This is a genomic window from Marinomonas phycocola (assembly GCF_047525455.1).
Taxonomy (GTDB): Bacteria; Pseudomonadota; Gammaproteobacteria; order Pseudomonadales; family Marinomonadaceae; genus Marinomonas.
In genome coordinates this window covers 139,224-163,193 of sequence record NZ_JBLIXL010000001.1, presented here as the reverse complement: position 1 = coordinate 163,193, position 23,970 = coordinate 139,224, and the positions used below count along the sequence as shown (strand labels likewise).

Sequence of the window (23,970 nt, the reverse complement as noted above, 5' to 3'; positions counted from 1 at the left end):
TGCGGAAGTAGATTTATTCTAGTTCCGCATTTTGCGTTATGCTTAATTTAATGCTTCTTATTTAATACCATAATTTAAAGGATACAAACCAACTCATGAGCTACTCTACTTTCAACAGAAAGCATTTTGATAGTATGAAAGAACCTATGTTCTTTGGGGAAAATGTCAACGTTGCGCGTTATGATCAACAAAAACACCCAATTTTTGAAAAGCTCATTGAGAAACAACTGTCTTTCTTTTGGAGACCCGAAGAAGTCGATTTATCGTCTGACCGTAAAGACTTCCAAAACCTTGAGCCTCATGAACAGCACATATTTTTAAGCAATTTAAAATATCAAACCCTACTTGATAGCGTCCAAGGCCGCTCTCCAAATGTAGCATTGCTACCCATAGTCTCTCTTCCAGAGTTAGAAACATGGATCGAAACGTGGGCATTTAGTGAAACCATCCACAGTCGATCCTACACTCATATCATTCGTAACATTGTGAATGACCCAACGACTGTGTTTGACGACATAACGGTGAATGAAGAAATCACACGCCGCGCAGACAGCGTTTCAAAATACTATGATCAGCTTATTGAAATGGTGAATCTATACAATACCCTAGGGGTTGGCACACATGTCATTTCGACACGTGGAGAAGTAACCATCAGTCTTCGAGAATTAAAAAAAGCCCTTTACCTCACCATTGCTTCTGTCAATGTATTAGAAGCCATACGTTTCTATGTCAGCTTCGCATGCAGCTTTGCATTTGCTGAACGAACTTTGATGGAGGGTAACGCTAAAATAATTAAACTTATTGCACGAGACGAAGCCTTACACTTAACTGGCACCCAACACATGCTAAACATTATGGCAAACGGTCGTGACGACCCTGAAATGGCCATTATCGCAGAAGAGTGCAAAGAAGAAGTTGCTGAAATTTTCATTGATGCTGCGAAGCAAGAAAAAGAATGGTCGCAGTATTTGTTTAAAGACGGCTCAATGATTGGCTTAAACACTGAAATTTTAAGCCAATATGTTGAATACATTACCAACATGCGTATGCAAGCTGTCGGTTTATCACCGCATTTTGAAACAAAAAACAATCCAATTCCTTGGATTAACTCTTGGTTAGTAAGTGACAATGTTCAAGTTGCCCCTCAAGAAGCAGAAATCAGCTCTTATTTAGTCGGTCAAATTGACAACGATTTAGGCGATTCAGATTTCGATGACTTCGATCTATAATTCTACACAGGAAAACACCTCAAGCGCCATTCTCCATCGAGTACTATTGAAGGAAAAACAGGTGCTGGTAAATGAAGCAGAACCACTCTTACCTCAGCTCGAAAGAGCGGGGGTATTCGTTGATTATCAATGCCGTGAAGGGTACTGCAGCTCGTGCATGCTAAAGTTACTTAGAGGGCATATTATTTACCCCACAGAACCCTTAGCTTGGGTTCAAAATGGATACATACTGGCTTGCTGTGCCATAGTCAAGAGCGATATTGAAATTGCATTTTTATAACGGTCTCTATTTTAATGTTCTATAACCTGCATACAAACGAGTACAAGTTGTGACCCAACACAAAGCACCAAATAACCACGCTGCGGTCGCAAAATGATGCGGAAACAAGCATACAAAAATATAGAACCCGATAGTCTCTGCCCCTTCAGTTAACCCACCAATATAAAATAATGATTTACTACCATAATCCAATGACCGAATTTCTCTTTTTTCGGCCATGATGGCAAATGCCAAAAAACTGCTCCCAGTTCCCATAAAGGAAAAAATCAAAAAGCTGGCCGCAACCGCGTTATTAACAGAATCAACCAAAGAAAAGCCAAAAATGACCGCCGAATAGAAAATAAAATCTAATGTAATATCAAGGTAACCACCAAGATCTGTCGGTTTTTTAAGACGTGCTATGGCACCATCTAACCCATCCATGAATCGATTAATTAAAATAAAAATTAATGCCAAATCATAACGTTCGTAAACCAGTGCAGGTAATGACATCATACCAACAACAAACCCAAACATTGTGGTTTGATTGGCAGTGATACCCAAACGTACCGCTAAAGAAGCCACTTTTATCAATGGGTTTCGTAGCTGTTTAATAAAATATTTATCTAACATTAAAAACAATCTTTATAGAAAAGTATGAAACTTGCTAAACTGTGAATTTTATCTCACAGAAAATACAATTATGATTCATGCAAAACAATACGGTCAAACAGGCGATCACCTTATCATTCTCCATGGGCTTTTTGGAAATAGCGACAATTGGCACTCTATTGCACAAAAGCTGAGTGAAACATTCCAAGTGCATTGCTTAGATCTGCCTAACCATGGTAACTCCTCAAACCTTGATGTAGCCACCTACCCCAATATGGCCAACGTAATTATAGAATGGATGAAGCAACACAATATTCGCCAGTCTTATTTGTTAGGACACTCAATGGGTGGAAAAGTTGCAATGCAATTGGCATCTAATGCCCCTGAACGCATTTTAAAACTGATTGTGGTCGATATTTCTCCTGTTGATTATAGTCCAAGTCATTTAGAAATTTTTGAAGGATTAAAATCTATTGATTTAGAAGCAACAAAAACTCGTGCTGATGCCGAGAAGCAATTAGAAAAATACGTCAGTGATCTCAACATAAGACGCTTTTTGATGAAAAACTTGGTTAAATCAGAAGGCCTACTTAAGTGGAGAGTTGCACTTGAATGTTTGTACAACAATTACCCAACCATTCTAAAAAGTCCTACATTAAACGAGCAATACACTAAACCAACGTTGTTTATGAAAGGAGAACTTTCCAATTATATTTTGCCAGAACATAAAGACCACATTTTAAATAGTTTTCCAAATACCGACGTCAAAGTTCTTCAAGGTACAGGCCATTGGTTGCATGCTGAAAAGCCCATTCTATTTACTTCACTTATTAAGCGTTTTTGCACAACCTGATTCAGCACAAAGGCCAAAGGTGTTCTCAAGGTACTCAGATGACGGTAAAACAATCCCAAAAGATCGAACAAGATAAGGGTTAAAAATAATTTTTAAGTTTCTGGGGTATAACGCAGGAATATTTTGATGAACATCCTGATCATACTGAACTAAAATGTTTGTTAACTCTTTAATTTGCTCCTCTGCATCAGAATAGATAGAGAATAAAGCCCCTGCTTTCACAAAGTTGTTGGACGGTCCAATCATAATTTTTCTCTGCCGAAAAAACAACTTTAGTACGTCTTGAATGGTTTGATGTTGATATAAGTCCGTATCAATAATTGAAAATAGCACATCAGTATCGACTAAAATACGATTGATCGTCTTGATAATAGCATTTCGATCATTTGGCACCGAGCTAAATACAAAACGAAGATCATATAAGGCCGCCTGAGCTTGATAATACGCTTCATTCAACCTAACACTCTCGCTGTATATCAATCCAAGTCGACTGATATTGGGTAAAATGTGTTTAAATAAACGCAGTCGTAACGATAAATCTGCACCAGAGAATACCGCTGTTGTAGAAGACACGCAGGTTTGGGACTCTGACAAGAACTCTTCTTGCCCTATAAATACTGCCACTATTTTCTTCCCAGAATGCGCCTTACAAACCGATCTGAATGCCCTTGCACCCACTGCAATAACAACCGGAGGTAACGCATCACTATTTTGTCTTCTGTATTCTGTTGCTGTTATCGCATCAATATCTGTTAAATCTGAGTACACTCCAATTTTATTAATAATAACATTACTCGCCTTAAACCCTCTCTCGTACACGAGAACAGCGTCAGCATAGTTAGCCGACGAGAAACACATGATAAAAAACACAAAAAATGTTTGTTTCATTACTCATCCATAAAGTAACTATTAAAACTTAAAACCTGCAAACCCATAGTAAAACCGGTCATTCAGATACAGATTGTTTTTAATCAAAAAAGGGTTGTCATCTAAGCGTTTTTCAAGACCGATGCCAAAACTAACTGACCTATGATAGCTTAGAGGATAATCACCAGATAACCATACATTTACATTTTTGTAATCGTATCCACCTAATTCTTTAGCATAGATATATCGACTATTCGCTCGCAGATAAGCAGAAATCGGCGCACTAATTAATAAAGACGCTGTATTAGGGGACGTTGTATCCAACAGAGATCGATCCTCTGTTTTTGTATTTTGATAGGCGTAAGTAAAGCGAGCCAATACATCGTTTTGGGAACGCCAATCCAATTCAAATTCAACTCCGTTTACAGTGAGATCCATTTTCTTACCTTCTTCAATCACCGTGTCTCCAATGCCAAACAATTGTTTGTTGCTCAGAGCCAGATCTGTAATTTGATCACGGTAGACACGAATATCGTAGGTTATTCCATATGTTGGCACTGAATGAAAATACCCAATTTCATAGCTAGTAATAGACTCTTCATCTTCACCATCTTTTGCATAAGTAACCCCTGATTGCTCTCCAGAGGCCAACGTTACACTCCATCTTGCATGCTGATCAAAAATATCTGGTGTCCTTATTGCTTTTGACACATTAAAACGCACTGACTGATTTACCCCAAAGCGCTTCGTGACCCCAAATTTAGGTGAAAAATACACATCATCTATTTTACTTTTTTCAAGCATACCACCTGCATTAACTATCCAATCTGTATCAAGGTAATATTCAACATTGGATGAAACTCTAATCAGCTCATCACTTTTGGTGCCCTGTAAGTAAGACTGAGAATCAGCCTCATCATAACGATAGTTAAAACTGGTGACCAATTTAATGTCCTCGTTTAACTCTAAGCTACTTTGAATGCCAATATCCTGACGGGTTTCAACCAAATCATTAAAATAAGAAGAGTGAACAATGCTTTCAAGTGAATATGAATTAAAAAAAGCAACATATGGATTCGTCTGGAAAGTTTGACCTCGAATGTCAACTTCGGTCACTACATTGGGAATAGAAATAAAACGCTCTTCAAGAGAGTCCGATCTTTCATAATAATAATGCATACTAACTTCATGATTCAGCGATACTTGCTTTAACCAATCAAGTTTAAAATACGCTCTATCTGTTTTTTCTGTCGGCGCTTTACTCTCAAATGAGGAACTGGACGATTCTTTTTTAGCCGTATTTTGAGCACCACCAAAATCCAACTCAAATTGCTCATTATGACTTTCATGCACAACATACACATTCGCAATTTGAGTATCATAGCCATCATGTCGCTTTGCATTTGATTGATCAACGTCAAACCCATCTATATTTTTAGACGATACTGACGCCCGATAGCTCCAAGGTCCATTCAAGTCACTGTATTGGGCATATAGATTATAATCCCCTCTACTATCTGTGTAGCTACTGACAGCGCCGCCTAACGTGTCTTGAGGAGCTCTAGTAATGATATTGATAACCGCAAAAAATGAGTTCGCGCCATAGCTTGCCGCATTCGGTCCACGGTTAATCTCAACTCGCTCAACGTCTTCAATATTTAATGGTAATTTAGACCATTCAACACGAGCCAATCCAGAGCTATAAACAGAGCGGCCATTAACTAAAACCTGAATCCGTCGATATTTGTCGAGCTGAGTACCATGATAAGCAACCACTATCCGGTTTGAATCGTAAAACGGGGCGACAAAAAAACCTGGCACAAATTGCATTAGCTCTTCAACGGTTCTTACACCTGAACGCTGAATAAACGCTCTATCAAGTACAGATAGAGAGGAAGAGACTTCCTGCCTAGATTGAGAAATCTTTGACGGTGTCACCACTTGATTTAATGCTTCACCAAACACGCCAATAGAAACTTTATTATCTTGAGCTATCACATCAGATAAAGAACAAGTCACGACAACGCAGAAAAGTATACCAAGGCTTTTTTTCATTGATCTTTTACACTTCTGTAATCGTCGGCTAAATATGTCCCGAGCATCCTGATGTCTTCTGAAAAAAAGCGAAGTTCTTCCAGTGCTAGCTGCATTTCAGGCGCCTGGAAGTGCGATTCAACATCAATATAAAATTGAGTCGCAGTAAAGCGCCCATTGACCATATAGCTCTCTAACTTCAATAAATTAATATTATTGGTAGCAAACCCGCCCATTGCTTTATATAAAGCAGCTGGAACATTTCGTACACGAAACATAAAGGATGTGATATAGGTCTTACTCGAATCAAAAATAGGCAATTTATGCTGCTTTGCAAACACAAGAAAGCGCGTTGTGTTTCCTTTCGTATCATTAAACTCGGATTGTAAGATTTTTAGATCATATAACTCGGCCGCTAACGAAGATGAAATGACCCCCAGAGTCGAGTCCTGAGATTCTGCTAAGTGTTTGGATGCGCCAGCCGTGTCATACATAGCAACATTCGTCGCGCCTAATGACTTAATATTAATATCGCATTGCGCCAATGCCTGTGGATGACTACCGACTCTTTTGATATCGCTTAAATCACTTCCATGGCAACCTATTAAACAATGGTTTACCGGTTCAAAATGCTCCTTTATTACATACAGCTGAGTTTTTTTTAGCTCCCGATAAATTTCTTCTACACGACCAGCCGTTGAGTTTTCTACTGGTATCATAGCCAGTGTTGCCTCGCCTTTTTCCACCATTTGCATTGCATCTACAAACGTTGCGCAATTAACCGAACGCAAATATGGGAATGCATGTTTGCAGGCAAGGTGCGAATAAGCGCCAGGCTCTCCTTGATAAGCAACAACACTCGTAGAATCAAGAGATGAGCAATTCGCAAGCATAAGATCCTTCCTTAAATATAAATGCCAATACCTTACCAAATTACCAAAATCAGCACCAGCTAAGACAAAATAAATAAGAGCCAAAGAATTTAATAAAGAATATAATGGACAAAATCCAAACAGTCTACGGTATCGGTATGTTTAAAAAAATAACGCTAACCTTAATAAAAGGCTACCAATATACGATCAGCCCTTTATTAGGAAACAATTGTCGTTTTTATCCAAGTTGTTCAGAATATATGATAGAAGCCATTGAAAAACACGGAGCAATCAAAGGCACAAGACTTGGATTAAAACGGTTGTCCAAATGCCACCCATTCCATGAGGGTGGCGTTGATGACGTTCCTCAAAAAAAAGAGTGAATTTCTTAAACAGAGAATCACTCTTAATGAATCATTTATCCATTTAAACGGTGCTCAATTAGGTCGTCGACCACGCTTGGATCGGCAAGCGTGCTTATATCGCCTAATTGGTCATGCTCATTCGCAGCGATCTTCCTTAAAATACGGCGCATAATTTTACCTGAACGTGTTTTAGGCAGCCCCTTAACGGCCCATTGAATTAAATCAGGTGAGGCAATTGCACCAACATTTTTCCTAACAAACTGCCTGACTTCCGCAGTTAACGCTTCAGTTATCGTTACACCATCAACAGGCGCTATATAAACATAAATCCCTTGCCCTTTAATATCGTGAGGGTAGCCTACGATTGCTGCTTCCGCGACAGCAGGGTGTGCAACAAGAGCACTCTCTATTTCAGCCGTGCCCAATCGGTGGCCCGAAACATTTAACACATCATCTACACGGCCCGTAATCCAGTAGTAACCGTCCTTATCTCGCCTGACACCATCTCCTGTAAAATACATACCTTCGAACGTGCTAAAATACGTTTGTTCAAACCGAGAATGATCTCCGTAGACAGAGCGTGCTTGTCCCGGCCATGAATCAAGTAGAACCAAGCTGCCTTCCGCTTCGGTATTCCCTTCAATAATCTGTCCATCAGCATTAACAAGTGCAGGTTGAACGCCAAAAAGCGGCCCGGTGCAAGAGCCCGGCTTCATCGCTAGCCCCCCTATTCGTGGACTCATCATGATACCACCCGTTTCTGTTTGCCACCAAGTATCAACAATTGGGCAACGCTCTTCACCTACTTTAGTATAATACCACCACCATGCTTCTGGATTGATTGGCTCACCGACACTACCAAGAAGCCTTAAAGAATGACGGTGCGATGTTGCAATGGACTCATCACCTCTGGCCATCAATGCACGAATGGCTGTAGGAGCAGTATAAAGAATAGACACATTGTACCTATCCACTACCCGACCAATACGGCCACTATCAGGATAAGTTGGGACACCTTCAAATAAAATGCTGGTTGTGCAATTCGCTAACGGCCCATATACCATATAAGAATGCCCCGTGATCCAGCCAACATCTGCTGCACACCAATAGATATCATTACTTTTGATATCAAAAACCACTTCGTGTGTTAACGATGCATACACCATATACCCACCTACCGTATGCACAACACCTTTTGGTTTACCTGTCGAACCAGATGTATACAGAATAAACAACGGATCTTCGGCATTCATTGGCTCTGGTTCACACTCATTATCACAGGTATCAATAAGCTCTTGCCAATTCACATCAAGATCATCATTCGATAACAACTCTGCTTCGGTATAAGGGAATACGACAACATGTTCGATAGTAGGACATGCATTATTCGAAAGCGCTTGGTCAACGGTCTTTTTCAAAGGAATTCTTTTGCCCGCTCTTTTTCCTTCATCTGCGGTCAAAATCGCTTTAACACCGCAATCATTTAAACGATCTGCAATAGCATTTGCAGAAAAGCCGCCAAAAATGACCGAATGAATGGCACCAATTCGAGCACAAGCAAGCATCGCATGTACCGCTTGCGGGATCATCGGCATATAAATAGCCACTCGATCGCCCTTGGCCACTCCTAATTTTTTGAGGCCATTCGCCAGTTTCGCGACCTCATCATGCAACTGCTGATAGGTGATTATTTGATCATCACCTTCTACGTCACCTTCCCAGTAATAGGCTACCTTATCTGCATTTTTGGCAAGGTGGCGATCAGTACAATTATAAGATGCGTTTAAAACACCATCTTCAAACCATCGGATGCTAACATCACCTTTATTAAAACGCGTATTTTTAACTTTCGTATAGGGCGTCATCCACTCAATTCTCTTACCAACCTCACCCCAGAACGCATCAGGGTTTTCCAAAGATTTGGTATAAAGCGATTGGAATTTTGATTGTTCAATATTGGCTTGACGTTGAGCTTCGCTAGGCAAAAAAACTGAGTGTTGATCCATTTGTAGGCTCCTATTTATTAATTTTATTATTAAGCAACCATTACTATATACCGTTTTAAATACCAATATAAAATTTTCATGTCTCTTTTAAGAGGCATTAGGTAAATTGAAACGACCTGCTTTTACAAAGAATGGCAATGTGATTGATTTTTTTTGCAACGGATCGCCCCAAAGTTTAATCATTTCATCCCAAGCCTTTTGTAAGAATTGATCTCCTTCAGACTCTATTAATAACGAAGTAGCAGACCAAGATCGTATGTATTCGAATACTCGGTAAGCACTCCAGTTCTGAGTTAATTCAAATTGGGGTACATCCATCATTTCCAAAGGGAAATCGATGTCTTTGTATTCACGCCATAATAGACGACTTTCATCTTTCCAATGGGTGTGCACTTTTTTAAGAACATAACGATCAATAACATCGTCTTCATGTTCACCTATTCGTATCCAATTGTACCCCCAACAAACAAACAAACCATTGGGTTTTAATACACGCCTTAATTCATCCCAAAAAGAATCCAGGTCTAACCAATGGAGAGCATGAGCAACACAAACAACATCAAAACTATTATCCGAATAAGGCGTCTTTTCAGATTGACAGACTTGATAATGAATCTTACGATGGGGTGTTGCTTCTGCGACTTGAGTCTCGCTTACATCAGACGCTTCTACTGACTCAAAATAGGCTGCAAGGTCAATAGATGCTTGTCCAGTACCGCAAGCCGAATCCCATACAAGAGAATGGCCCGATGCTTGTTTTGCTAGCCAAAAGTACAATTCAGCAGGATAAGTTGGCCGAGCTCTAGAATATATATCCGAAGCAGTATCAAAATAAGATTTCATTAACCCATCCCTCCTTTACATAATTTTTTTCAAACGCAGCACATTAGCAGTACTTTGTTAATCAACGCAATAATCTGATCGATTTATTCGTCTAACTAGAGAACACAAAGCACTCTTTTAGATATTGCAACAACTTATACAATATTGTATTTAATAAGAATATTCTTTGTCTCATTAACCCCCTTCGCCTGATGGGCAATCACTCCAAGCATACGAGCCGCTTCTACATTTATCAGGTTATCATCAATAAAAAGAATTTCTTCTGGCGCAACGTTAAGCGATTCAATAACGTATGCATACACCTCTTTTTCTGGTTTTACTAAACCCATTTGATGAGACGCAAAGTAACTTTGGAAAACACCGCCTAGCTTCATCTCAACCATCAATCTTGGCCAGTGCGCTGAGTTAGTATTCGATAGCACGGCTTTATGGCATTGAGGCTTTACCTCTCTAACTAAGTCTAGCGCACCATCGAATAATCCTTTTGGCCAATTTGAAAATCGTGTTTTAAATACATCGACCTCCCCTAATGTCGGTACGTCTTGTGTCATTTGATTGGCAAAGGTATCAAATGACACCATTCCAGAATCAAAACGCTTTACTATAGGCGAATTTAGCCATTTTACCCAAACGTCAGCTTCGCTATTTGAAGTACCTAGCATTTCATTCAACTCAGCTTTATCACCTAAATCAACCAACACATTACCTAAATCAAACAACACAACTTTTATAACGCTTGCTTCTTTCATAAAAACCTTCTGAGTGGCAATATTTTGCTCATAAAAATCCATTTTTTCGAAAAAATAACGAATAAGCTGGAAAACTCTATGAATTTAATAAGCTATTTTTTGCCTATTAACCCATTTGCTCTATAGGCTATTTTTTACTTAAAATACGTAAAAAATAACATAAAAAAACAAAAGAACCATAAAAACAACAACTTATAAAAACAGGCACAATAATTGTAATCCATTTAGGTGACAGAACCTAACTAGGAGAAAAATAATATGAAACTGGGCTTAGTCGCAAAAACATTCATTACAACTACTACTGCAGCTGCAATTATGTTGTCTGCATCTCAATTACACGCTGCAGACAAACGCAACTACATTATGGCAACCGCTTCGACAGGTGGCACTTATTACCCTGTTGGTGTTGCAATCGCTACGTTAAGCAAAGTAAAACTTGAGCCTAAACATGGCCTATCCATTTCTGCAATCAGCTCTGCCGGATCGGGTGAAAACATTAAACTGCTTCGTGAAAACCAAGCTCAGTTCGCCATTTTACAAGGTTTGTATGGTGCATGGGCATGGAACGGTGAAGGCCCTCTAAAAACATCAGGCAAACAAACAAACCTACGCTCTGTAAGTATGCTTTGGCAAAATGTTGAGCACTTTGTACTTAAGAGCGATTTAGCTAAAACAGGTACGGTAGAAGATCTTAAAGCGCTGCAAAATGGCAACAATAAGTTCTCTATCGGTAAAAAGAACTCTGGGACTGAAGGTTCTGGCCGTCAGTTATTGACAGGCTTAGGTATTGACGCGGATCAGTTTAGTTTAGCTTATATGGGTTACGGCGCCAGTGCTGATGCCATGCAGAATGGTAACATTGATGGCATGAACACTCCGGCAGGTGTTCCTGTTAGCGCAATTACGCGTGCTTATGCCTCTATGGGCGATAAGGTAAAAGTGCTAGATTTTACTGATGAGCAAATGAAAGAAGCAAACGGTGATTACACACTTTGGACTCGTTATGTTATTCCTGCAAATACCTACCCTGGACAAACCGCTCCGATTAACACGGTTGCTCAACCTAACTTCTTAGCAGCAAGAGCGGATTTATCAGATGATGATATTTACCTACTTACGAAGAACATATATGAAAATTTAAGCTACTTAAGCGCCATTCATAAAGCAACCAGTGTTATGTCTATTGAAAAAGCCATCAACGGCCTTCCTATGCCATTACACCCAGGTGCAGCACGCTATTATCGTGAACAAGGTATTCAAATCCCTGCTCACTTAGTCGCAGAATAGTTAACCACTCAGTTACTAAGCGTCTATCCATTAACCAGCAAATAGTTATACTTACTATTTGCTGGTTAATTTACGGCAAATACACATAAAACATTTGCACCTAAGAATAGACACTTTCCCAGATTTTCTTTGTTTTATAAAGGTAGTTGCTCTATGTCATCGCCAACTAGCCAAACTCACACGTCAGCGCCAGACCTACAAGATTTCGAAACAAAACATCGATCTCAAGCAGGAGTTACACGTGTCATTTTTGCTTTTTCTATTTTTCTAGCCATTGCTCACATTTATATCAATACGATTGGTACGTTACCTGAACTCTGGGTTTCTGCTTTCCATTTTTCAGGATTTGGTATTCTGTGCGCACTGCTTATCCCAGCTCATCCGTCTCTTTTAAAAAGCAAAACTGCCTTGGTCATCGACATCTTGATGATCGTTGCCTTAGCAGGAATAACGGTTTACGTTGTTCTATTTGAAGATGCTTTGTATGCACGTGGCGTAACATTCAATACTGGTGACTGGATAGCATCCAGTGTTGCCATTCTTTTATCGTTAGAGCTGATACGACGCACCAGTGGTTGGTTTATACCTGCACTGATTGTCGTGGCACTCACTTATGTTGTGATGTGGGGCCAATGGATTGGTGGGACATTTGCTTTTCCGGGACTTAGCTTAGAAACATTGCTCTATCGTAGCTATTTTAGTACCGATGGTATGTTTGGCTCAATATCAAGAATTTCATGGAGCTTTGTTTTCATGTTTATTCTATTTGGCGCTTTCTTAGTAAAATCCGGTGCGGGTGATTTTATCATTGATTTATCACGTTCACTTGCCAGCAAAATGATAGGCGGACCGGGGTTTGTTGCGGTATTAGGATCCGGCCTGATGGGTTCTGTATCCGGCTCATCTGTTGCAAACACAGTGTCCACTGGTGTTATCACCATTCCTCTTATGAGGAAAGCAGGTTTTCCGGCACGATTTTCAGCGGGTATAGAAGCAGCCGCATCAACAGGCGGCCAGCTAATGCCTCCAGTAATGGGTGCAGGTGCGTTTATAATGGCATCTTACACACAGGTATCTTACGTCACTATTATCAGTGTTGCCGCGATACCGGCTCTTCTTTATTTCTTAAGTGTCGGCTTTTTTGTCCGCGTTGAAGCAAAACGAAGCAAGGTTATTGCCGTTGAAGACGATGGTCCAACGGTAGGCAGCGTTTTTAAAGCAGGCTGGCATCATATAGTACCGTTAGCTGTTTTGGTGACTTTATTAGTACAAGGGTTCACCCCAACATACGCTGCAGGCATTAGTATTCTAGCTGTTATTTTTTCATCTTGGCTTTCAAAACACCATCGAATGAACTTAATGGACATTTTAGATGCTATGGTTCAAGGTGCGAAAAACATGTCAACAACCGCTGTATTACTGGTAGGTATTGGCTTGGTGGTTAATGTCATTAGTACTACTGGTGTGGGTAATACATTCTCATTGATGATCACTGGATGGGCGGGTGGAAGCCTTATTTTCACTATCATCTTAATTGCTTTAGCGTCATTAATATTAGGTATGGGCTTGCCCGTTACCGCATCTTACATTGTTTTGGGCACTCTTTCAGCGCCTGCTCTGTATTCCTTGATCGCTGAAAGTCAATTAATAGATATGATGGCTAACGGTACGTTACCGCAAGCAGCTCACGCTGTCTTTATGCTCGTTGATCCCACATCACTTACAAAGTTAGCTGCTGGAATGCCTGTAGATGAAGCAACCTTATTGCTATCACAAGTTCCTGGAGACTTTAGAGGCATGCTACTAGACCAGTCTCTTGGAGCAGAGGCCGTGGCAATGATTTTAGTAACCGCCCACATGATTATTTTTTGGTTGTCTCAAGACAGTAACGTGACGCCACCTGTTTGCTTAACCGCCTTTGCCGCTGCAGCAATTGCGAAAACACCACCGATGAGAACCGGATTAACCGCTTGGAAGCTGGCAAAAGGGCTTTATATTATTCCTCTACTCATGGCGTACACACCATTAATAGGTGGCACCTTTGAAGAAATGGTACGCCTCACCATCTTTGGCATTCTTGGCCTTTATGCCTTTGTTGCTGTGATGGAAGGGTATTTAGAAGATCAATTAAGTCTACTTAATCGAGGGTTACTGCTCGTCGCTACCCTTGCTTTATTATGGCCAGGTGTGGATTTAATTTGGCAATTAGTAGGCTCTGTTATCTTCTTCGCCATCTTTATGAAAGGATTTAGAAACTACTCTAAAACCTAAAAGCTAAAACACACTGTCTATAGCTTAATTGGGTATGACATAAAACAGCCCTAGAACGATCATTCTCTCAAATCGTTTTAGGGCTTTTTATTACCTACCGTAATACTTACATTCGATTTCTATTAACGATCAATTTCTATTCACTGTCTATTTTTATTTGAAATCTATTTTTATTAAATGCTGCTTTCAGAGGCAACCTCTTCTTCCGCTAAAAAACCACCCGTCTGATGACTCCAAAGCTTCGAATATACACCACCGAGCTTAACAAGCTCATCATGAGTGCCCTGCTCTATCATTTGACCTTGATCCAATACAATTAATCGATCCATCGCTGCAATTGTCGATAATCGATGAGCAATAGCAATGACCGTTTTATTTTCCATAAGCTGATACAAACTGGCTTGAATAGCCACTTCCACTTCCGAATCAAGCGCGGAGGTGGCTTCATCCAATACTAAAAGAGGGGCATCTTTTAATAATACCCTCGCTATTGCTATACGCTGACGTTGACCGCCAGAAAGCTTCACACCTCGCTCTCCTACCATGGCATCGTAGCCACTGTTACCGAATGGGTCCGTCAATTCCAAAATAAACTCATGGGCTTCGGCCCTCTTAGCCGCATCGATCATTTCTTCTTCTGAAGCGTCTGGTCGACCATATAAAAGGTTTTCTCTAACAGTACGATGCAGCAAAGACGTATCTTGAGTCACCATGCCTATTTGTGCTCTTAAGCTGTCTTGCGTTACTTCTTTAACATTCTGACCATCGATAAAAATTTGTCCTGTTTCCACATCATGAAAACGCAACAATAGATTCACTAATGTGGATTTCCCTGCACCTGAACGCCCGACTAATCCTACTTTTTCACCTGGCTTAATAATTAAATTTAAATGGTCAATCACGCCTGAACTTTTCCCATAATGGAAACCAATATCGCGATATTCCACCTCGCCTTTAGACACACTTAAATTCTGTGCGTTTTCTTGATCTTGAATGGTTAACGGTTTAGACAATGTCTTCATACCATCCGCGACCATACCAATGTTTTCGAATAATGCACTAATTTCCCACATAATCCATTGTGACATGCCGTTTAACCTTAGCGCCAAGCTCACAGCAATCGCAATCGCACCAACACTAATAGCACTGCCAATCCATAAAGCAATTGCTAAGGACGCCATCACAAACGCCAGAAGATAGTTACACACCTGCACACTAACATTAATTCCCGTCACCAATCGCATCTGCACATGAACCGTTTGCAAGAAGCCATCCATACTTTTTTGAGCATAATCTGCTTCACGATCAGTATGAGAAAACAACTTGACGGTTGAGATATTGGTATAACTGTCGACGATCCGCCCTGTCATTAAAGAACGAGCGTCCGCTTGCTTCGTTGATATTTGTTTTAGTTTTGGCACGAAATACACTTGAATGGATGTATAAGCCACCAACCAAACCAACATAGGTATCATCAATCTATAATCTGACTGTGCAATCAATACCAGCATTGATATGAAATACACTAAGATATACACCAATACATCCAACAGTTTCATTACGGTTTCTCTCACTGCTAAAGACGTCTGCATGACCTTAGTCGATATCCTTCCCGCAAAATCGTCTTGGAAAAAGTGAACACTTTGCTTAAGCAAATACCGATGTGCCAACCAACGTATTCCCATTGGGTAATTACCCAGTAACGTTTGATGAACCAAAGCCGAATGAAAGAACGTCAATACAGGCATTGCGATTAAAACCATCGCCCCCATCCAAAACAAGCGACTGGACTCTTCTTCTAAAAACGTTTCTGGGTCTTTCGAAATGAGCCAGTCAACCAACTGCCCCATAAAACCAAATAACGTCACTTCCAGAATCGCAATTAGTGCTGTCAGAATTGACATCAATACCAAAGGTAAACCAACGCCTTTCGAGAAGTGCAGGCAAAACGCCAATAAACCTGTTGGTGCCGATATAGGTTCTCGATCAGGGAAAGCAGGAATGAGCCGTTCAAAAAATTTAAGCATGATCTACCTTGTTACAACCAAACGTGTATTAAAAAGCGCCGAGAGCGTGAGAAAGATACGTTTCTATTGAATTATTTTGATCTTATAAAAGCGCCCAAAGTTTAGCATGAAATGACTATCATTTAGGTGCAAAGATAGTCAGTCGATAGAGCACGAGTAACTATAAGCGTAAAAACCAGTATCTTGTTTGAACCCAATTTTTTCATAGAGACTCTGAGCCAGTGTATTGGTTTTTTCGGTTCCTAAATCGACCCTCATAGCACCTTGCTCTTGCGCCCACGACAACACAGTTTTTACCAGTAATGCCGCAGCGCCATGACCACGAAAAGAGGGCAAAATAAATAAGTCATTTAAAATCACAATTGCACCAAGAGACACACTGGAGAATGTCTTGTAGTTTTGCACAAACCCGACAGGCGCTCCCTCATCAGAGTAAACAACAAAGATAGTTGACTCACTTTTCAGCAGCCTTTCTTCTAAATACGCTTTATATCTCTCTGGGTCTGAGGGTTTCTTATAAAACATCATATAGTCATTAAATAGAGGAGCCACATCATCGATACGATTAGCATCAATTTTCACTATTTCCATAACCTATCCCTAATTTTATTCAAATGCTCAAAGTGAGCCCAGTCTACCCCGACTCATCAAATCTGTCTAACAACGAGACACGCCATATTACGGCTTTTTATATATTACACTCTCATCCTTGAGTCGTGACTTAAAGTGCTAATACATACCTATTATGTTGCTTTACTTACAATTAGCAATTGCAGATCCGATTGCCCAGTGAGTTGCAACGTTTGACTCAATATCAAATCCCCCTCTTGAACACGAGTGGCGTCTCTCTCATAGGCCTCTGTGGGTTCACTCACCAACGCAGCACCCGTTACAATATAAATTAAACCTTCCCTATCAAGATCAATTTTTTCACCCTTCTTAAGATTTACGATATCGATTAAAGTATGACTGTCAAACGTAGCTTGCTGGAATTTATTCCCCCCATAAATACGCGTTCTACCCTTTTGCTGAAGGACATATGCTTTGTAAGATGCTGACTGTCCTTTTTCTTCCGGTAAAACCCAAACTTGAAGCATCCTGTTTTCAGCACCGTCAGGATTAATTTCATCGTGTGAAAAACCATCGCCGCCAGCCCGTTGAACCTGAACATCTCCAGCAATTAAATCTTTTCCATGCTCCATAGAACCCTCATGACTCACTCTTCCTTCAACAATAATTGAAATAACATCAATTTCACTATGAGAATGCATTCCAGATGTGCCATGTGGCTTGTACTTAGCGTCAGCCAAGTAAACCATATTCCCAAACCCTTCAAATGTTTCTGGTTTTTTACGGTTCCCAAAAACTCGGCTGTCTGTAACTAACCGATGCTCGACAATACCTGCGAAGCCACCTAAAGCTAACGTGTCTCTTGATAAAATGTTCATCGTCAAACCCTCTTTAATCAATCTACTTAATAACGCGTTTAATGAATAACGCCATATTAAGAAATAAAGATTGTTTGATAAATGCAGTTATGTTGAAATGATTTTTCCATTTTCAACAACAATAGAATGCAAATATATGCCAACAGAACCCTCCCTCAACGACATGATGCTTTTTATTGCCGTTATCGATGCAGGCAGTTTTACACTAGCCGCCGATAGGCTCATGATGCCTAAAGCCAACCTCAGTCGGAAAATTTCTCATTTAGAAAACCGATTGGGCATCACTTTGCTAGAACGTACGACTCGCACCCAGCACATCACAGAAGCTGGCCAACGCTATTTAACGCATTGTCGTCGTATTCAACAAGAATTAGAATTAGCCGATGCCACCATTGAACAGATACTAAACAGAGTAGAAGGTCATTTAAAAGTAGGGGCCTCTGTGGGGATGGGCCATGAAATACTAAAGCCTGTCTTAGGTGCATTTATGCATCAGTATCCAAAAATAAAACTACAACTTAATTTGTTGAATCGGCGCGTTGATTTGATAGAAGAAGGGTTTGATTTAGTAATTCGCATCGGTGAATTGAATGACTCACGACTCATTGCTAAACGCTTAGGTACGGTCAATCGAAGGCTTTATGCTAGTCCAAGCTACTTATCACGCCATGACAAGATAATGTCGATTGAACAGTTAGCCATACATGACTTTTTATTAATGAACAGAGCCCAAACTAATGACATTATTTCTATTACATCCGGCAACATTAAGCATGACATTAACATCGACCCCAAATTAATTGTGGACGATTATCTTATTTTAAAACAAATGACGATAGATGGTTTAGGAGTCGCAATCATTCCAGACTACATGTGCCAGCAGGCTTTAAAAGAAGGCTCGTTAGTGGCATTACTTCCTGATTGGGAAATGCCTCCTGTTGACGTATACGCCTTGTACCCCAAAAACAGGCTTAATATTCCAAAAGTTAAGGTATTTATGGAGTACATACAGAAAATATTTCAAGAACGACTGTCAAATACCCACTAAAATTTCCTATATGCATTTCGTATAGAATGCTACAAACAATCTAATAGGCATTTTGACCCAGTTTTGAAATAGCAGCAGACCACTTTTGTCTAGCCTCAGTCGTCGAGCTGATAATGGGACCAAACATATTACTTTTTACCGAATGAAATCCAACAAATTTTAGCGTAGCAATCTTCAACTGTTTAAGCGCCGGAGCTCCTTGGACGAAAGAGTAGTACCAAGGTGGCGTGTCCATCGTCATGACAATGCGCGCGGTTTTGCCTGTTAATAATTTTTTCGGCATTGCTTTGCCTTTTTCATATTGAAATGCAAAACCAGGCAAAAAAGTCCGATCAATTAAACCTTTTAATTTTGCTGGCAGCGCGCCCCACCAGACGGGAACAAAAATAACCAAATGATCACACCATTCAAGCGACTCTTGAAATGCCGTCAGAGACGCCTCCATTACCTGTTCTTTCGCATACCCATGGGAAAGGTCCAAATCAAATGCCAAGTCAGACACATTGATCAACTGAATGTCATGTTTTTGCCTTGCCGACTCGGCATACACTTTCGCCAAGTGGTTAGCAAAGCTATCTTTTTTGGGATTGGCGGCCAATATTAATATTCGCTTACTCATTTTACAGTCCTAAACAATTTGATTAGCACTAGTATACGGTCTACCCTTTAGGGGAGAGTCAAGCGGCTCTGCTCAAAGAAATAAGAAAAGTGGAAGTCTGGCTTCTCTACAGAGAAATCTGCTCATAACACTGATCTAAGCTGTCGATTTTATTCTGTATGTCATTTAACTGCGCCATTAGCTGAATGCGCATCTCTCTCAAGAAATGTTTAATTTTCAACCAATCAATTTTACCGTTTTTGTATGTGATCGCACCTTTAAGCTGAGACAGCGTTACACCTAATGCCTTCGCTTCTTTAATCAATAAGAGCAGCTCAATATCCATCTCTGAATACACTCGATAACGGCCAATTCTCTCTGGCGCTTTTATTAATTCTTTTTCTTCATAAAAGCGAATGGCCTTTATTGACAAGCCAGTTCTTTTTGACGCTTCACCAATGTACATAACTCTACTCACCCGCAGACATTTATAACATCACAAAACAGTATCAAAATGGTTGGTTTTCTCAAACTCATGACTCTCATTTCTATTCAATAATGCCGTATAATCCCTCATTTATTCATAATCTAAGGATTACGCCATGCTTACCACCCACTCTTTAATTGAATTATTAAGAGCAACACCAGAGCAAGTTGAATTTACTCAAACAATTTCAACCATTGAACAAGAGTACACATTCGCCCCAGCCAAGTTTGTAAACGGCTCACAGGTTAATGAAGCAGGGGAAAATAATGGATCGTGCAAAATATTCGCTTTTGCCATGCTAAACGAACTTAGCCAACAAGAAACATTACACCTTTTTGGGGATTATTACCGAAAAGACGTACTTGAACATCCTCTAGCAGAAGATCATCAAAACATCCGTCAGTTTATTAAGTGCGGTTGGGAATCGGTTAAATTTGATACGATTGCTTTAACGCCTAAATCGTAATATTTACTTAGATGTAAGTTTTGCATCAGGATAAAGGCGATGACGTTCTAATCGTCTTTTTTCCGCCTCTCTCAACGCCTCTTGAATGTCTTTTTCATTCAACTCGTGCCAACGCAAAATCTCTTCCAATGTTCGAAAGCAACCCATACAGACGTCTTGTTTGTCCAAACAACAGTTTCTAATACAAGGTGTGGTTTTCGTATCCAAAGGCATGAACTCCTGATTTAAAACTCTTATTTTTCTATTACTAAGAATAAATCAACCGACCCTCTTTACTCAAACGATTTACGAAAAAACACGAACAAAAACAAACTAATACAAATCTTTATCTTACTTCGTAAACGTATTAAATTTTTTTGAACTCTTGTAAACTAAACACATTACGATAATAAATGACAAGTAAACGAGGCAGTTATGGAATTAGTTGTATTTGATTTGGATGGTACCTTACTTAATCGAGAACAATCCTTGTCTCCTTTTACTTGTGAGATACTTCATAAACTGCAAGCAGCAGGTATCGCTTATACCATCGCCACAGGTAGAACTCGTCTTGCCGCAGCACCTTGCATTCAAAATCATCACTTCCCACAGGTTCAGATTTTTAAAAATGGGATAGAAGAATGGGATCCAAAAACGCAATCTTATCGCCACAGATGTTTACTCTCTCGGCCAGAGATTGAGGATACACTCTCTCTATTTGAAAACGAAGAAGTCACTCCGTTTATTTTTTGCCTCGAAGAAGATGGTTCTCAGTCAGTCTATCACCCACCTCTTAAAAACCATCTTTGCAATACAATTTTTGGTGAACTGGGTTGCCATGAAGATCTTGTATTAAACCCTTTGTACAAACTTCACAAAGACACATTAATCACCAACATTAGTGCTATGGGCTCTCCTGAAGCTGCGACAAGAATCGTTGAATCAACACATGACTCGTCACCTCACCTCATTGCCTATTCCGGTGGAGGAATCTATCAGAAAGACGCTTACTGGATTGACATTCATCACAGAAGAGCATGCAAAGGAACCGCCATTGAATTACTAAAAAAAGAATTGGGTCTATCTAAGATCATTTGTTTTGGCGATGGAGACAATGACTTAAGCATGTTCGAAGCCGCAGACGAATCTTATGCCATGGAAAACGCGAATGAGAAAGTGAAAACAGCAGCAACTAAAGTAATAGGTCATCATGACGATGACGGAGTCGCGCACTTTTTAATCAAGCGCTTTAGCCTAGCCTAAATGATAAGAATTAAGGACAATTTGTAATAATTGTTTTTCCCAATTGAAATTACCAAAGCCGCCCTTATATTTAAGGAATAATATTTGAGTCACTTTTTACGAAAATGTTATGAATCAAGCTTGCGAGTACTACTTTAAAATGATAAAACTCATTCCTTTCAAAGTATTACCTATTACTATAAAACACTCTTCTTGGAGTAGACTATGATTGAATTTATTTTTTTTGCATTGGTTTGTGCAGCAATAGGATTGATGGTTAAGCAACTTGACATCACTGTATCTCAAGAAAAAACACAACTAAAGCCTATAAAAATAAAGGAAGAAGAAAAGACCAAAAGTTTAAAAAACAAGATGAAAAACCGATTTTAATTCGCATTTTTCATTTATATTTCTAACCTTTAATGCTTAAAGCTCGATTCAGTTTTAAACATTTTTCACTTTCTTACGAGTCAAGGCAGCGTGCCCTATACCATATTCCCTTAACTTATTTGCGACGGCACTGTGGCTTAAACCGACTTTCTTGGCCAATAAACGACTGCTAGGGTAATTAGGATACAAATCTTTAAGTAGCTTAGCCTCCCAATGCTTCATGGTCTTATCAAGAGAGTCATCTATGAGTTCAACGGATTCAGTCCCTGTCTCTTCATTATCGTATTTAAGATCGCCAACACCTATCATCTGAGTTTGATTTAACGCTACGGCTTGTAAACAGACATTTCTAAATTCATTCAAGTTACCAGGCCAAGAATACAACTGCATTTTAATACTGGCCCCTTTACTGAGTTTAGGTTTTGACAGCTTGAGCCTTTCAGCGACATCTTGCACATACAGATCGGCCAAACCAGCAATATCTTCTTTCCTCTCTGACAAAGATGGCACTCTCAGGGTGAGAGCAGAAATTAAGTAAAACAGCTCTTCAAGCAATACAGAGGATTGCCTTAATTCATTCAATGACAAATGCGAAACTGTAACCAAACGCATACCAAAGTTTGAATTCGACTGCGATTGCGCTTTCAAATATCGAATGAGAGATCTTTGAGACGCCTCAGATAAAGATTCAGGCGATTGAATAACGCACCACCCAGAACTCGCTCTCATCTTCTCTATGGTTTTCTCAGTGACATCGCTACTTGTCCTCCACACAATTTTACTGTCCATGTTATTTTGTGTTGCCCACCAATTCTGATACATTGCATTAATCAAATCTTCTTTACCAACACCAACCGAACCAAAAACATACATTGGCATATCTAATGCGAACATAGCCTCTGCACGCTTTAAACAAAGCTGCATAGCATCACTTAATGCGATATTGTGAATTAAATAGTCCGATAAATGCAGTTCAGTATTAGGCGCTCTACGTAAACTGGCAGTCTGCTGATCAAGCCTTGCTTCTGATTTTAAGTTAATCACAAAACCCGCTGGTATCGATTGGCCATCTTGGTCAGGCACAAAAATCGGCAACATCTCCAACAACATGTTTTGGCTATTAACACGGATTCTTTTACTTTGTATTTGTGTGGAATTACTAGAGACAGGTGGATGAAAACGAACGCCTTTTATAAACTTACTTAAAGGTTGATTAAGTAACTGATCTTGATCAACACCAAGGTCTTGTAATGCAATCTCTGTTGCCATCGTGACATTACCTTGAATATCAACCGAAATAACGCCATCAGGTAAGGCTTTTAGCAGCGTCGATAACGCATTTTTTTCACGCTCTGATGGCGTAAACATAACGGTTTTAACGTCTTCAACCCCATCTATCCGACGAATAGTTGCAAGCAATGTTTGTAATTGATCAAAAGATATATCAGGAAAAGCGATGTGCATCAGCCTCTGATCAACATCAACTTCTATTATTTTAATATCAATCCCATAAGGAATAAACAGATCAAGCACTTCTCGTGCGATTCCAATTCGACTTTTACACTGTATTTCTAAACGCATGACACCGCTCTTTTTTTATTATTAATGTATAAACAAAGGTGTTTAGTTCGCCTATATAGTCATTCTCATTAGGCAATAAAGGCAAAGTTTCTGATTATTTTCCCACTAAAACTATCACATTGTCGGACAATATTTCTATCCTCTCTCAAACGCATATCTCACTCAAAATACAACGAATGATATCGCTTCATTAGAGAGCTTTTGAAAAAATAGGCTTTGTTTTCAAGGAGATTTTACGTTTCACTTACTTATTTCTACGATACTAAAAGTAAACAGAAAGAGCTATCAAGTGCATCTTCGACACCCCGTAGCACATTGTCAACAATAGAGTAAAAAACATAGTAGTAAATCAAAAAACATCGACACCCTATACTGAAGCAGTGTTCGAGTGTGATGCATAATACTCTAATCGAGTGCTCTATGTAGAAAAGACACGCTGTGCGGATGCAACCTAACG

The 23,970-nt window shown here is 39.7% G+C and carries 24 protein-coding genes; 10 read left to right on the top strand and 14 right to left on the bottom strand.

Annotated features, from left to right (window positions below; genetic code table 11):
• Positions 1-95: 95 nt before the first annotated feature.
• The gene (nrdB, locus tag ACMUMJ_RS00785) at positions 96-1,229 is read left to right on the top strand and encodes a class Ia ribonucleoside-diphosphate reductase subunit beta (RefSeq protein WP_414676891.1); all 1,134 of its coding nucleotides are present in this window, start codon (positions 96-98) and stop codon (positions 1,227-1,229) included.
• Positions 1,213-1,509, top strand: a complete 297-nt coding sequence (gene yfaE / locus ACMUMJ_RS00780) for a class I ribonucleotide reductase maintenance protein YfaE (protein ID WP_414676890.1) — start codon at positions 1,213-1,215, stop codon at positions 1,507-1,509. The genes nrdB and yfaE overlap by 17 nt, the downstream gene beginning before the upstream one ends.
• Before the next feature lie 6 nt (positions 1,510-1,515).
• Here the strand turns inward: yfaE and ACMUMJ_RS00775 are convergent, their stop codons facing one another.
• Positions 1,516-2,121, bottom strand: coding sequence for a CDP-alcohol phosphatidyltransferase family protein (locus tag ACMUMJ_RS00775; protein WP_414676889.1), 606 nt, complete (start codon positions 2,119-2,121; stop codon positions 1,516-1,518).
• 70 nt (positions 2,122-2,191) lie between these two features.
• Between ACMUMJ_RS00775 and ACMUMJ_RS00770 the strand changes: the two genes are divergently transcribed.
• Entirely contained in the window at positions 2,192-2,953 is a 762-nt protein-coding gene (locus tag ACMUMJ_RS00770; RefSeq protein WP_414676888.1) for an alpha/beta fold hydrolase, read from the top strand.
• On the opposite strand, the gene ACMUMJ_RS00765 is transcribed toward ACMUMJ_RS00770, so the two are convergent.
• The 3 genes from ACMUMJ_RS00765 to ACMUMJ_RS00755 are packed head-to-tail and all read right to left on the bottom strand — an operon-like array spanning position 2,924 to position 6,747.
• The gene (locus ACMUMJ_RS00765) at positions 2,924-3,841 is read right to left on the bottom strand and encodes an ABC transporter substrate-binding protein (RefSeq protein ID WP_414676887.1); all 918 of its coding nucleotides are present in this window, start codon (positions 3,839-3,841) and stop codon (positions 2,924-2,926) included. The genes ACMUMJ_RS00770 and ACMUMJ_RS00765 overlap by 30 nt on opposite strands.
• A 21-nt stretch (positions 3,842-3,862) precedes the next feature.
• Positions 3,863-5,875: a TonB-dependent receptor plug domain-containing protein gene (locus ACMUMJ_RS00760; RefSeq protein WP_414676886.1), complete on the bottom strand. Its 2,013-nt coding sequence runs from the start codon at positions 5,873-5,875 to the stop codon at positions 3,863-3,865.
• Positions 5,872-6,747, bottom strand: a complete 876-nt coding sequence (locus ACMUMJ_RS00755) for a prephenate dehydratase (protein WP_414676885.1) — start codon at positions 6,745-6,747, stop codon at positions 5,872-5,874. Before ACMUMJ_RS00755 ends, ACMUMJ_RS00760 begins: the two co-directional genes overlap by 4 nt.
• A 137-nt stretch (positions 6,748-6,884) precedes the next feature.
• On the opposite strand from ACMUMJ_RS00755, the gene yidD reads away from it, so the two are divergent.
• Positions 6,885-7,109 (top strand): membrane protein insertion efficiency factor YidD, encoded by a 225-nt coding sequence (gene yidD / locus ACMUMJ_RS00750; RefSeq protein WP_414677092.1) that lies wholly within the window; start codon positions 6,885-6,887, stop codon positions 7,107-7,109.
• Between the two features lie 35 nt (positions 7,110-7,144).
• Here yidD and acs read toward each other — a convergent pair whose 3' ends face one another.
• From acs to ACMUMJ_RS00735, 3 genes are all read right to left on the bottom strand, one after another.
• Positions 7,145-9,097, bottom strand: a complete 1,953-nt coding sequence (gene acs / locus ACMUMJ_RS00745; protein WP_414676884.1) for an acetate--CoA ligase — start codon at positions 9,095-9,097, stop codon at positions 7,145-7,147.
• An 87-nt stretch (positions 9,098-9,184) separates the two neighbouring features.
• Positions 9,185-9,940, bottom strand: coding sequence for a class I SAM-dependent methyltransferase (locus tag ACMUMJ_RS00740; protein WP_414676883.1), 756 nt, complete (start codon positions 9,938-9,940; stop codon positions 9,185-9,187).
• Positions 9,941-10,074: 134 nt separating this feature from the next.
• Positions 10,075-10,689, bottom strand: coding sequence for an HAD family hydrolase (locus ACMUMJ_RS00735; RefSeq protein ID WP_414676882.1), 615 nt, complete (start codon positions 10,687-10,689; stop codon positions 10,075-10,077).
• Positions 10,690-10,947: 258 nt separating this feature from the next.
• Here ACMUMJ_RS00735 and ACMUMJ_RS00730 point away from each other — a divergent pair, with 258 nt between their 5' ends.
• The gene (locus ACMUMJ_RS00730; RefSeq protein WP_414676881.1) at positions 10,948-11,976 is read left to right on the top strand and encodes a TAXI family TRAP transporter solute-binding subunit; all 1,029 of its coding nucleotides are present in this window, start codon (positions 10,948-10,950) and stop codon (positions 11,974-11,976) included.
• 153 nt (positions 11,977-12,129) lie between these two features.
• On the top strand, positions 12,130-14,247 hold the full coding sequence (locus ACMUMJ_RS00725; RefSeq protein ID WP_414676880.1) for a TRAP transporter permease: 2,118 nt from the start codon (positions 12,130-12,132) through the stop codon (positions 14,245-14,247).
• A gap of 173 nt (positions 14,248-14,420) precedes the next feature.
• On the opposite strand, the gene ACMUMJ_RS00720 is transcribed toward ACMUMJ_RS00725, so the two are convergent.
• The 3 genes from ACMUMJ_RS00720 to ACMUMJ_RS00710 form a co-directional block, all read right to left on the bottom strand.
• Positions 14,421-16,274, bottom strand: a complete 1,854-nt coding sequence (locus tag ACMUMJ_RS00720) for an ABC transporter ATP-binding protein (protein ID WP_414676879.1) — start codon at positions 16,272-16,274, stop codon at positions 14,421-14,423.
• Between the two features lie 138 nt (positions 16,275-16,412).
• Positions 16,413-16,865: a GNAT family N-acetyltransferase gene (locus ACMUMJ_RS00715; RefSeq protein WP_414676878.1), complete on the bottom strand. Its 453-nt coding sequence runs from the start codon at positions 16,863-16,865 to the stop codon at positions 16,413-16,415.
• Positions 16,866-17,017: 152 nt separating this feature from the next.
• On the bottom strand, positions 17,018-17,722 hold the full coding sequence (locus ACMUMJ_RS00710; protein WP_414676877.1) for a pirin family protein: 705 nt from the start codon (positions 17,720-17,722) through the stop codon (positions 17,018-17,020).
• Positions 17,723-17,858: 136 nt separating this feature from the next.
• Between ACMUMJ_RS00710 and ACMUMJ_RS00705 the strand changes: the two genes are divergently transcribed.
• Entirely contained in the window at positions 17,859-18,770 is a 912-nt protein-coding gene (locus tag ACMUMJ_RS00705) for a LysR family transcriptional regulator (RefSeq protein ID WP_414676876.1), read from the top strand.
• A 40-nt stretch (positions 18,771-18,810) separates the two neighbouring features.
• On the opposite strand, the gene ACMUMJ_RS00700 is transcribed toward ACMUMJ_RS00705, so the two are convergent.
• On the bottom strand, positions 18,811-19,389 hold the full coding sequence (locus tag ACMUMJ_RS00700; RefSeq protein ID WP_414676875.1) for an NAD(P)H-dependent oxidoreductase: 579 nt from the start codon (positions 19,387-19,389) through the stop codon (positions 18,811-18,813).
• A 106-nt stretch (positions 19,390-19,495) separates the two neighbouring features.
• Positions 19,496-19,834: a MerR family transcriptional regulator gene (locus ACMUMJ_RS00695; protein WP_414676874.1), complete on the bottom strand. Its 339-nt coding sequence runs from the start codon at positions 19,832-19,834 to the stop codon at positions 19,496-19,498.
• A gap of 136 nt (positions 19,835-19,970) precedes the next feature.
• On the opposite strand from ACMUMJ_RS00695, the gene ACMUMJ_RS00690 reads away from it, so the two are divergent.
• Positions 19,971-20,321, top strand: coding sequence for a HopJ type III effector protein (locus ACMUMJ_RS00690; RefSeq protein WP_414676873.1), 351 nt, complete (start codon positions 19,971-19,973; stop codon positions 20,319-20,321).
• 3 nt (positions 20,322-20,324) lie between these two features.
• Here ACMUMJ_RS00690 and ACMUMJ_RS00685 read toward each other — a convergent pair whose 3' ends face one another.
• On the bottom strand, positions 20,325-20,528 hold the full coding sequence (locus ACMUMJ_RS00685) for a DUF1289 domain-containing protein (RefSeq protein ID WP_414676872.1): 204 nt from the start codon (positions 20,526-20,528) through the stop codon (positions 20,325-20,327).
• 207 nt (positions 20,529-20,735) lie between these two features.
• Here ACMUMJ_RS00685 and ACMUMJ_RS00680 point away from each other — a divergent pair, with 207 nt between their 5' ends.
• Both ACMUMJ_RS00680 and ACMUMJ_RS00675 read left to right on the top strand, forming a co-directional pair.
• A complete protein-coding gene (locus ACMUMJ_RS00680; RefSeq protein ID WP_414676871.1) occupies positions 20,736-21,563 on the top strand; it encodes an HAD family hydrolase in 828 nt (275 codons plus the stop codon).
• A 204-nt stretch (positions 21,564-21,767) separates the two neighbouring features.
• On the top strand, positions 21,768-21,932 hold the full coding sequence (locus ACMUMJ_RS00675; RefSeq protein ID WP_414676870.1) for a hypothetical protein: 165 nt from the start codon (positions 21,768-21,770) through the stop codon (positions 21,930-21,932).
• Positions 21,933-21,986: 54 nt separating this feature from the next.
• On the opposite strand, the gene ACMUMJ_RS00670 is transcribed toward ACMUMJ_RS00675, so the two are convergent.
• On the bottom strand, positions 21,987-23,513 hold the full coding sequence (locus ACMUMJ_RS00670) for a TyrR/PhhR family helix-turn-helix DNA-binding protein (RefSeq protein ID WP_414676869.1): 1,527 nt from the start codon (positions 23,511-23,513) through the stop codon (positions 21,987-21,989).
• Positions 23,514-23,970 lie beyond the last annotated feature (457 nt).

Coding starts and splice junctions, on each gene's coding strand:
- nrdB (WP_414676891.1), top strand. CDS start 96: ATGAGCTACTCTACTTTCAACAGAAAGCATTTTGATAGTATGAAAGAA.
- yfaE (WP_414676890.1), top strand. CDS start 1,213: ATGACTTCGATCTATAATTCTACACAGGAAAACACCTCAAGCGCCATT.
- ACMUMJ_RS00775 (WP_414676889.1), bottom strand. CDS start 2,121: ATGTTAGATAAATATTTTATTAAACAGCTACGAAACCCATTGATAAAA.
- ACMUMJ_RS00770 (WP_414676888.1), top strand. CDS start 2,192: ATGATTCATGCAAAACAATACGGTCAAACAGGCGATCACCTTATCATT.
- ACMUMJ_RS00765 (WP_414676887.1), bottom strand. CDS start 3,841: ATGAAACAAACATTTTTTGTGTTTTTTATCATGTGTTTCTCGTCGGCT.
- ACMUMJ_RS00760 (WP_414676886.1), bottom strand. CDS start 5,875: ATGAAAAAAAGCCTTGGTATACTTTTCTGCGTTGTCGTGACTTGTTCT.
- ACMUMJ_RS00755 (WP_414676885.1), bottom strand. CDS start 6,747: ATGCTTGCGAATTGCTCATCTCTTGATTCTACGAGTGTTGTTGCTTAT.
- yidD (WP_414677092.1), top strand. CDS start 6,885: ATGTTTAAAAAAATAACGCTAACCTTAATAAAAGGCTACCAATATACG.
- acs (WP_414676884.1), bottom strand. CDS start 9,097: ATGGATCAACACTCAGTTTTTTTGCCTAGCGAAGCTCAACGTCAAGCC.
- ACMUMJ_RS00740 (WP_414676883.1), bottom strand. CDS start 9,940: ATGAAATCTTATTTTGATACTGCTTCGGATATATATTCTAGAGCTCGG.
- ACMUMJ_RS00735 (WP_414676882.1), bottom strand. CDS start 10,689: ATGAAAGAAGCAAGCGTTATAAAAGTTGTGTTGTTTGATTTAGGTAAT.
- ACMUMJ_RS00730 (WP_414676881.1), top strand. CDS start 10,948: ATGAAACTGGGCTTAGTCGCAAAAACATTCATTACAACTACTACTGCA.
- ACMUMJ_RS00725 (WP_414676880.1), top strand. CDS start 12,130: ATGTCATCGCCAACTAGCCAAACTCACACGTCAGCGCCAGACCTACAA.
- ACMUMJ_RS00720 (WP_414676879.1), bottom strand. CDS start 16,274: ATGCTTAAATTTTTTGAACGGCTCATTCCTGCTTTCCCTGATCGAGAA.
- ACMUMJ_RS00715 (WP_414676878.1), bottom strand. CDS start 16,865: ATGGAAATAGTGAAAATTGATGCTAATCGTATCGATGATGTGGCTCCT.
- ACMUMJ_RS00710 (WP_414676877.1), bottom strand. CDS start 17,722: ATGAACATTTTATCAAGAGACACGTTAGCTTTAGGTGGCTTCGCAGGT.
- ACMUMJ_RS00705 (WP_414676876.1), top strand. CDS start 17,859: ATGCCAACAGAACCCTCCCTCAACGACATGATGCTTTTTATTGCCGTT.
- ACMUMJ_RS00700 (WP_414676875.1), bottom strand. CDS start 19,389: ATGAGTAAGCGAATATTAATATTGGCCGCCAATCCCAAAAAAGATAGC.
- ACMUMJ_RS00695 (WP_414676874.1), bottom strand. CDS start 19,834: ATGTACATTGGTGAAGCGTCAAAAAGAACTGGCTTGTCAATAAAGGCC.
- ACMUMJ_RS00690 (WP_414676873.1), top strand. CDS start 19,971: ATGCTTACCACCCACTCTTTAATTGAATTATTAAGAGCAACACCAGAG.
- ACMUMJ_RS00680 (WP_414676871.1), top strand. CDS start 20,736: ATGGAATTAGTTGTATTTGATTTGGATGGTACCTTACTTAATCGAGAA.
- ACMUMJ_RS00675 (WP_414676870.1), top strand. CDS start 21,768: ATGATTGAATTTATTTTTTTTGCATTGGTTTGTGCAGCAATAGGATTG.
- ACMUMJ_RS00670 (WP_414676869.1), bottom strand. CDS start 23,513: ATGCGTTTAGAAATACAGTGTAAAAGTCGAATTGGAATCGCACGAGAA.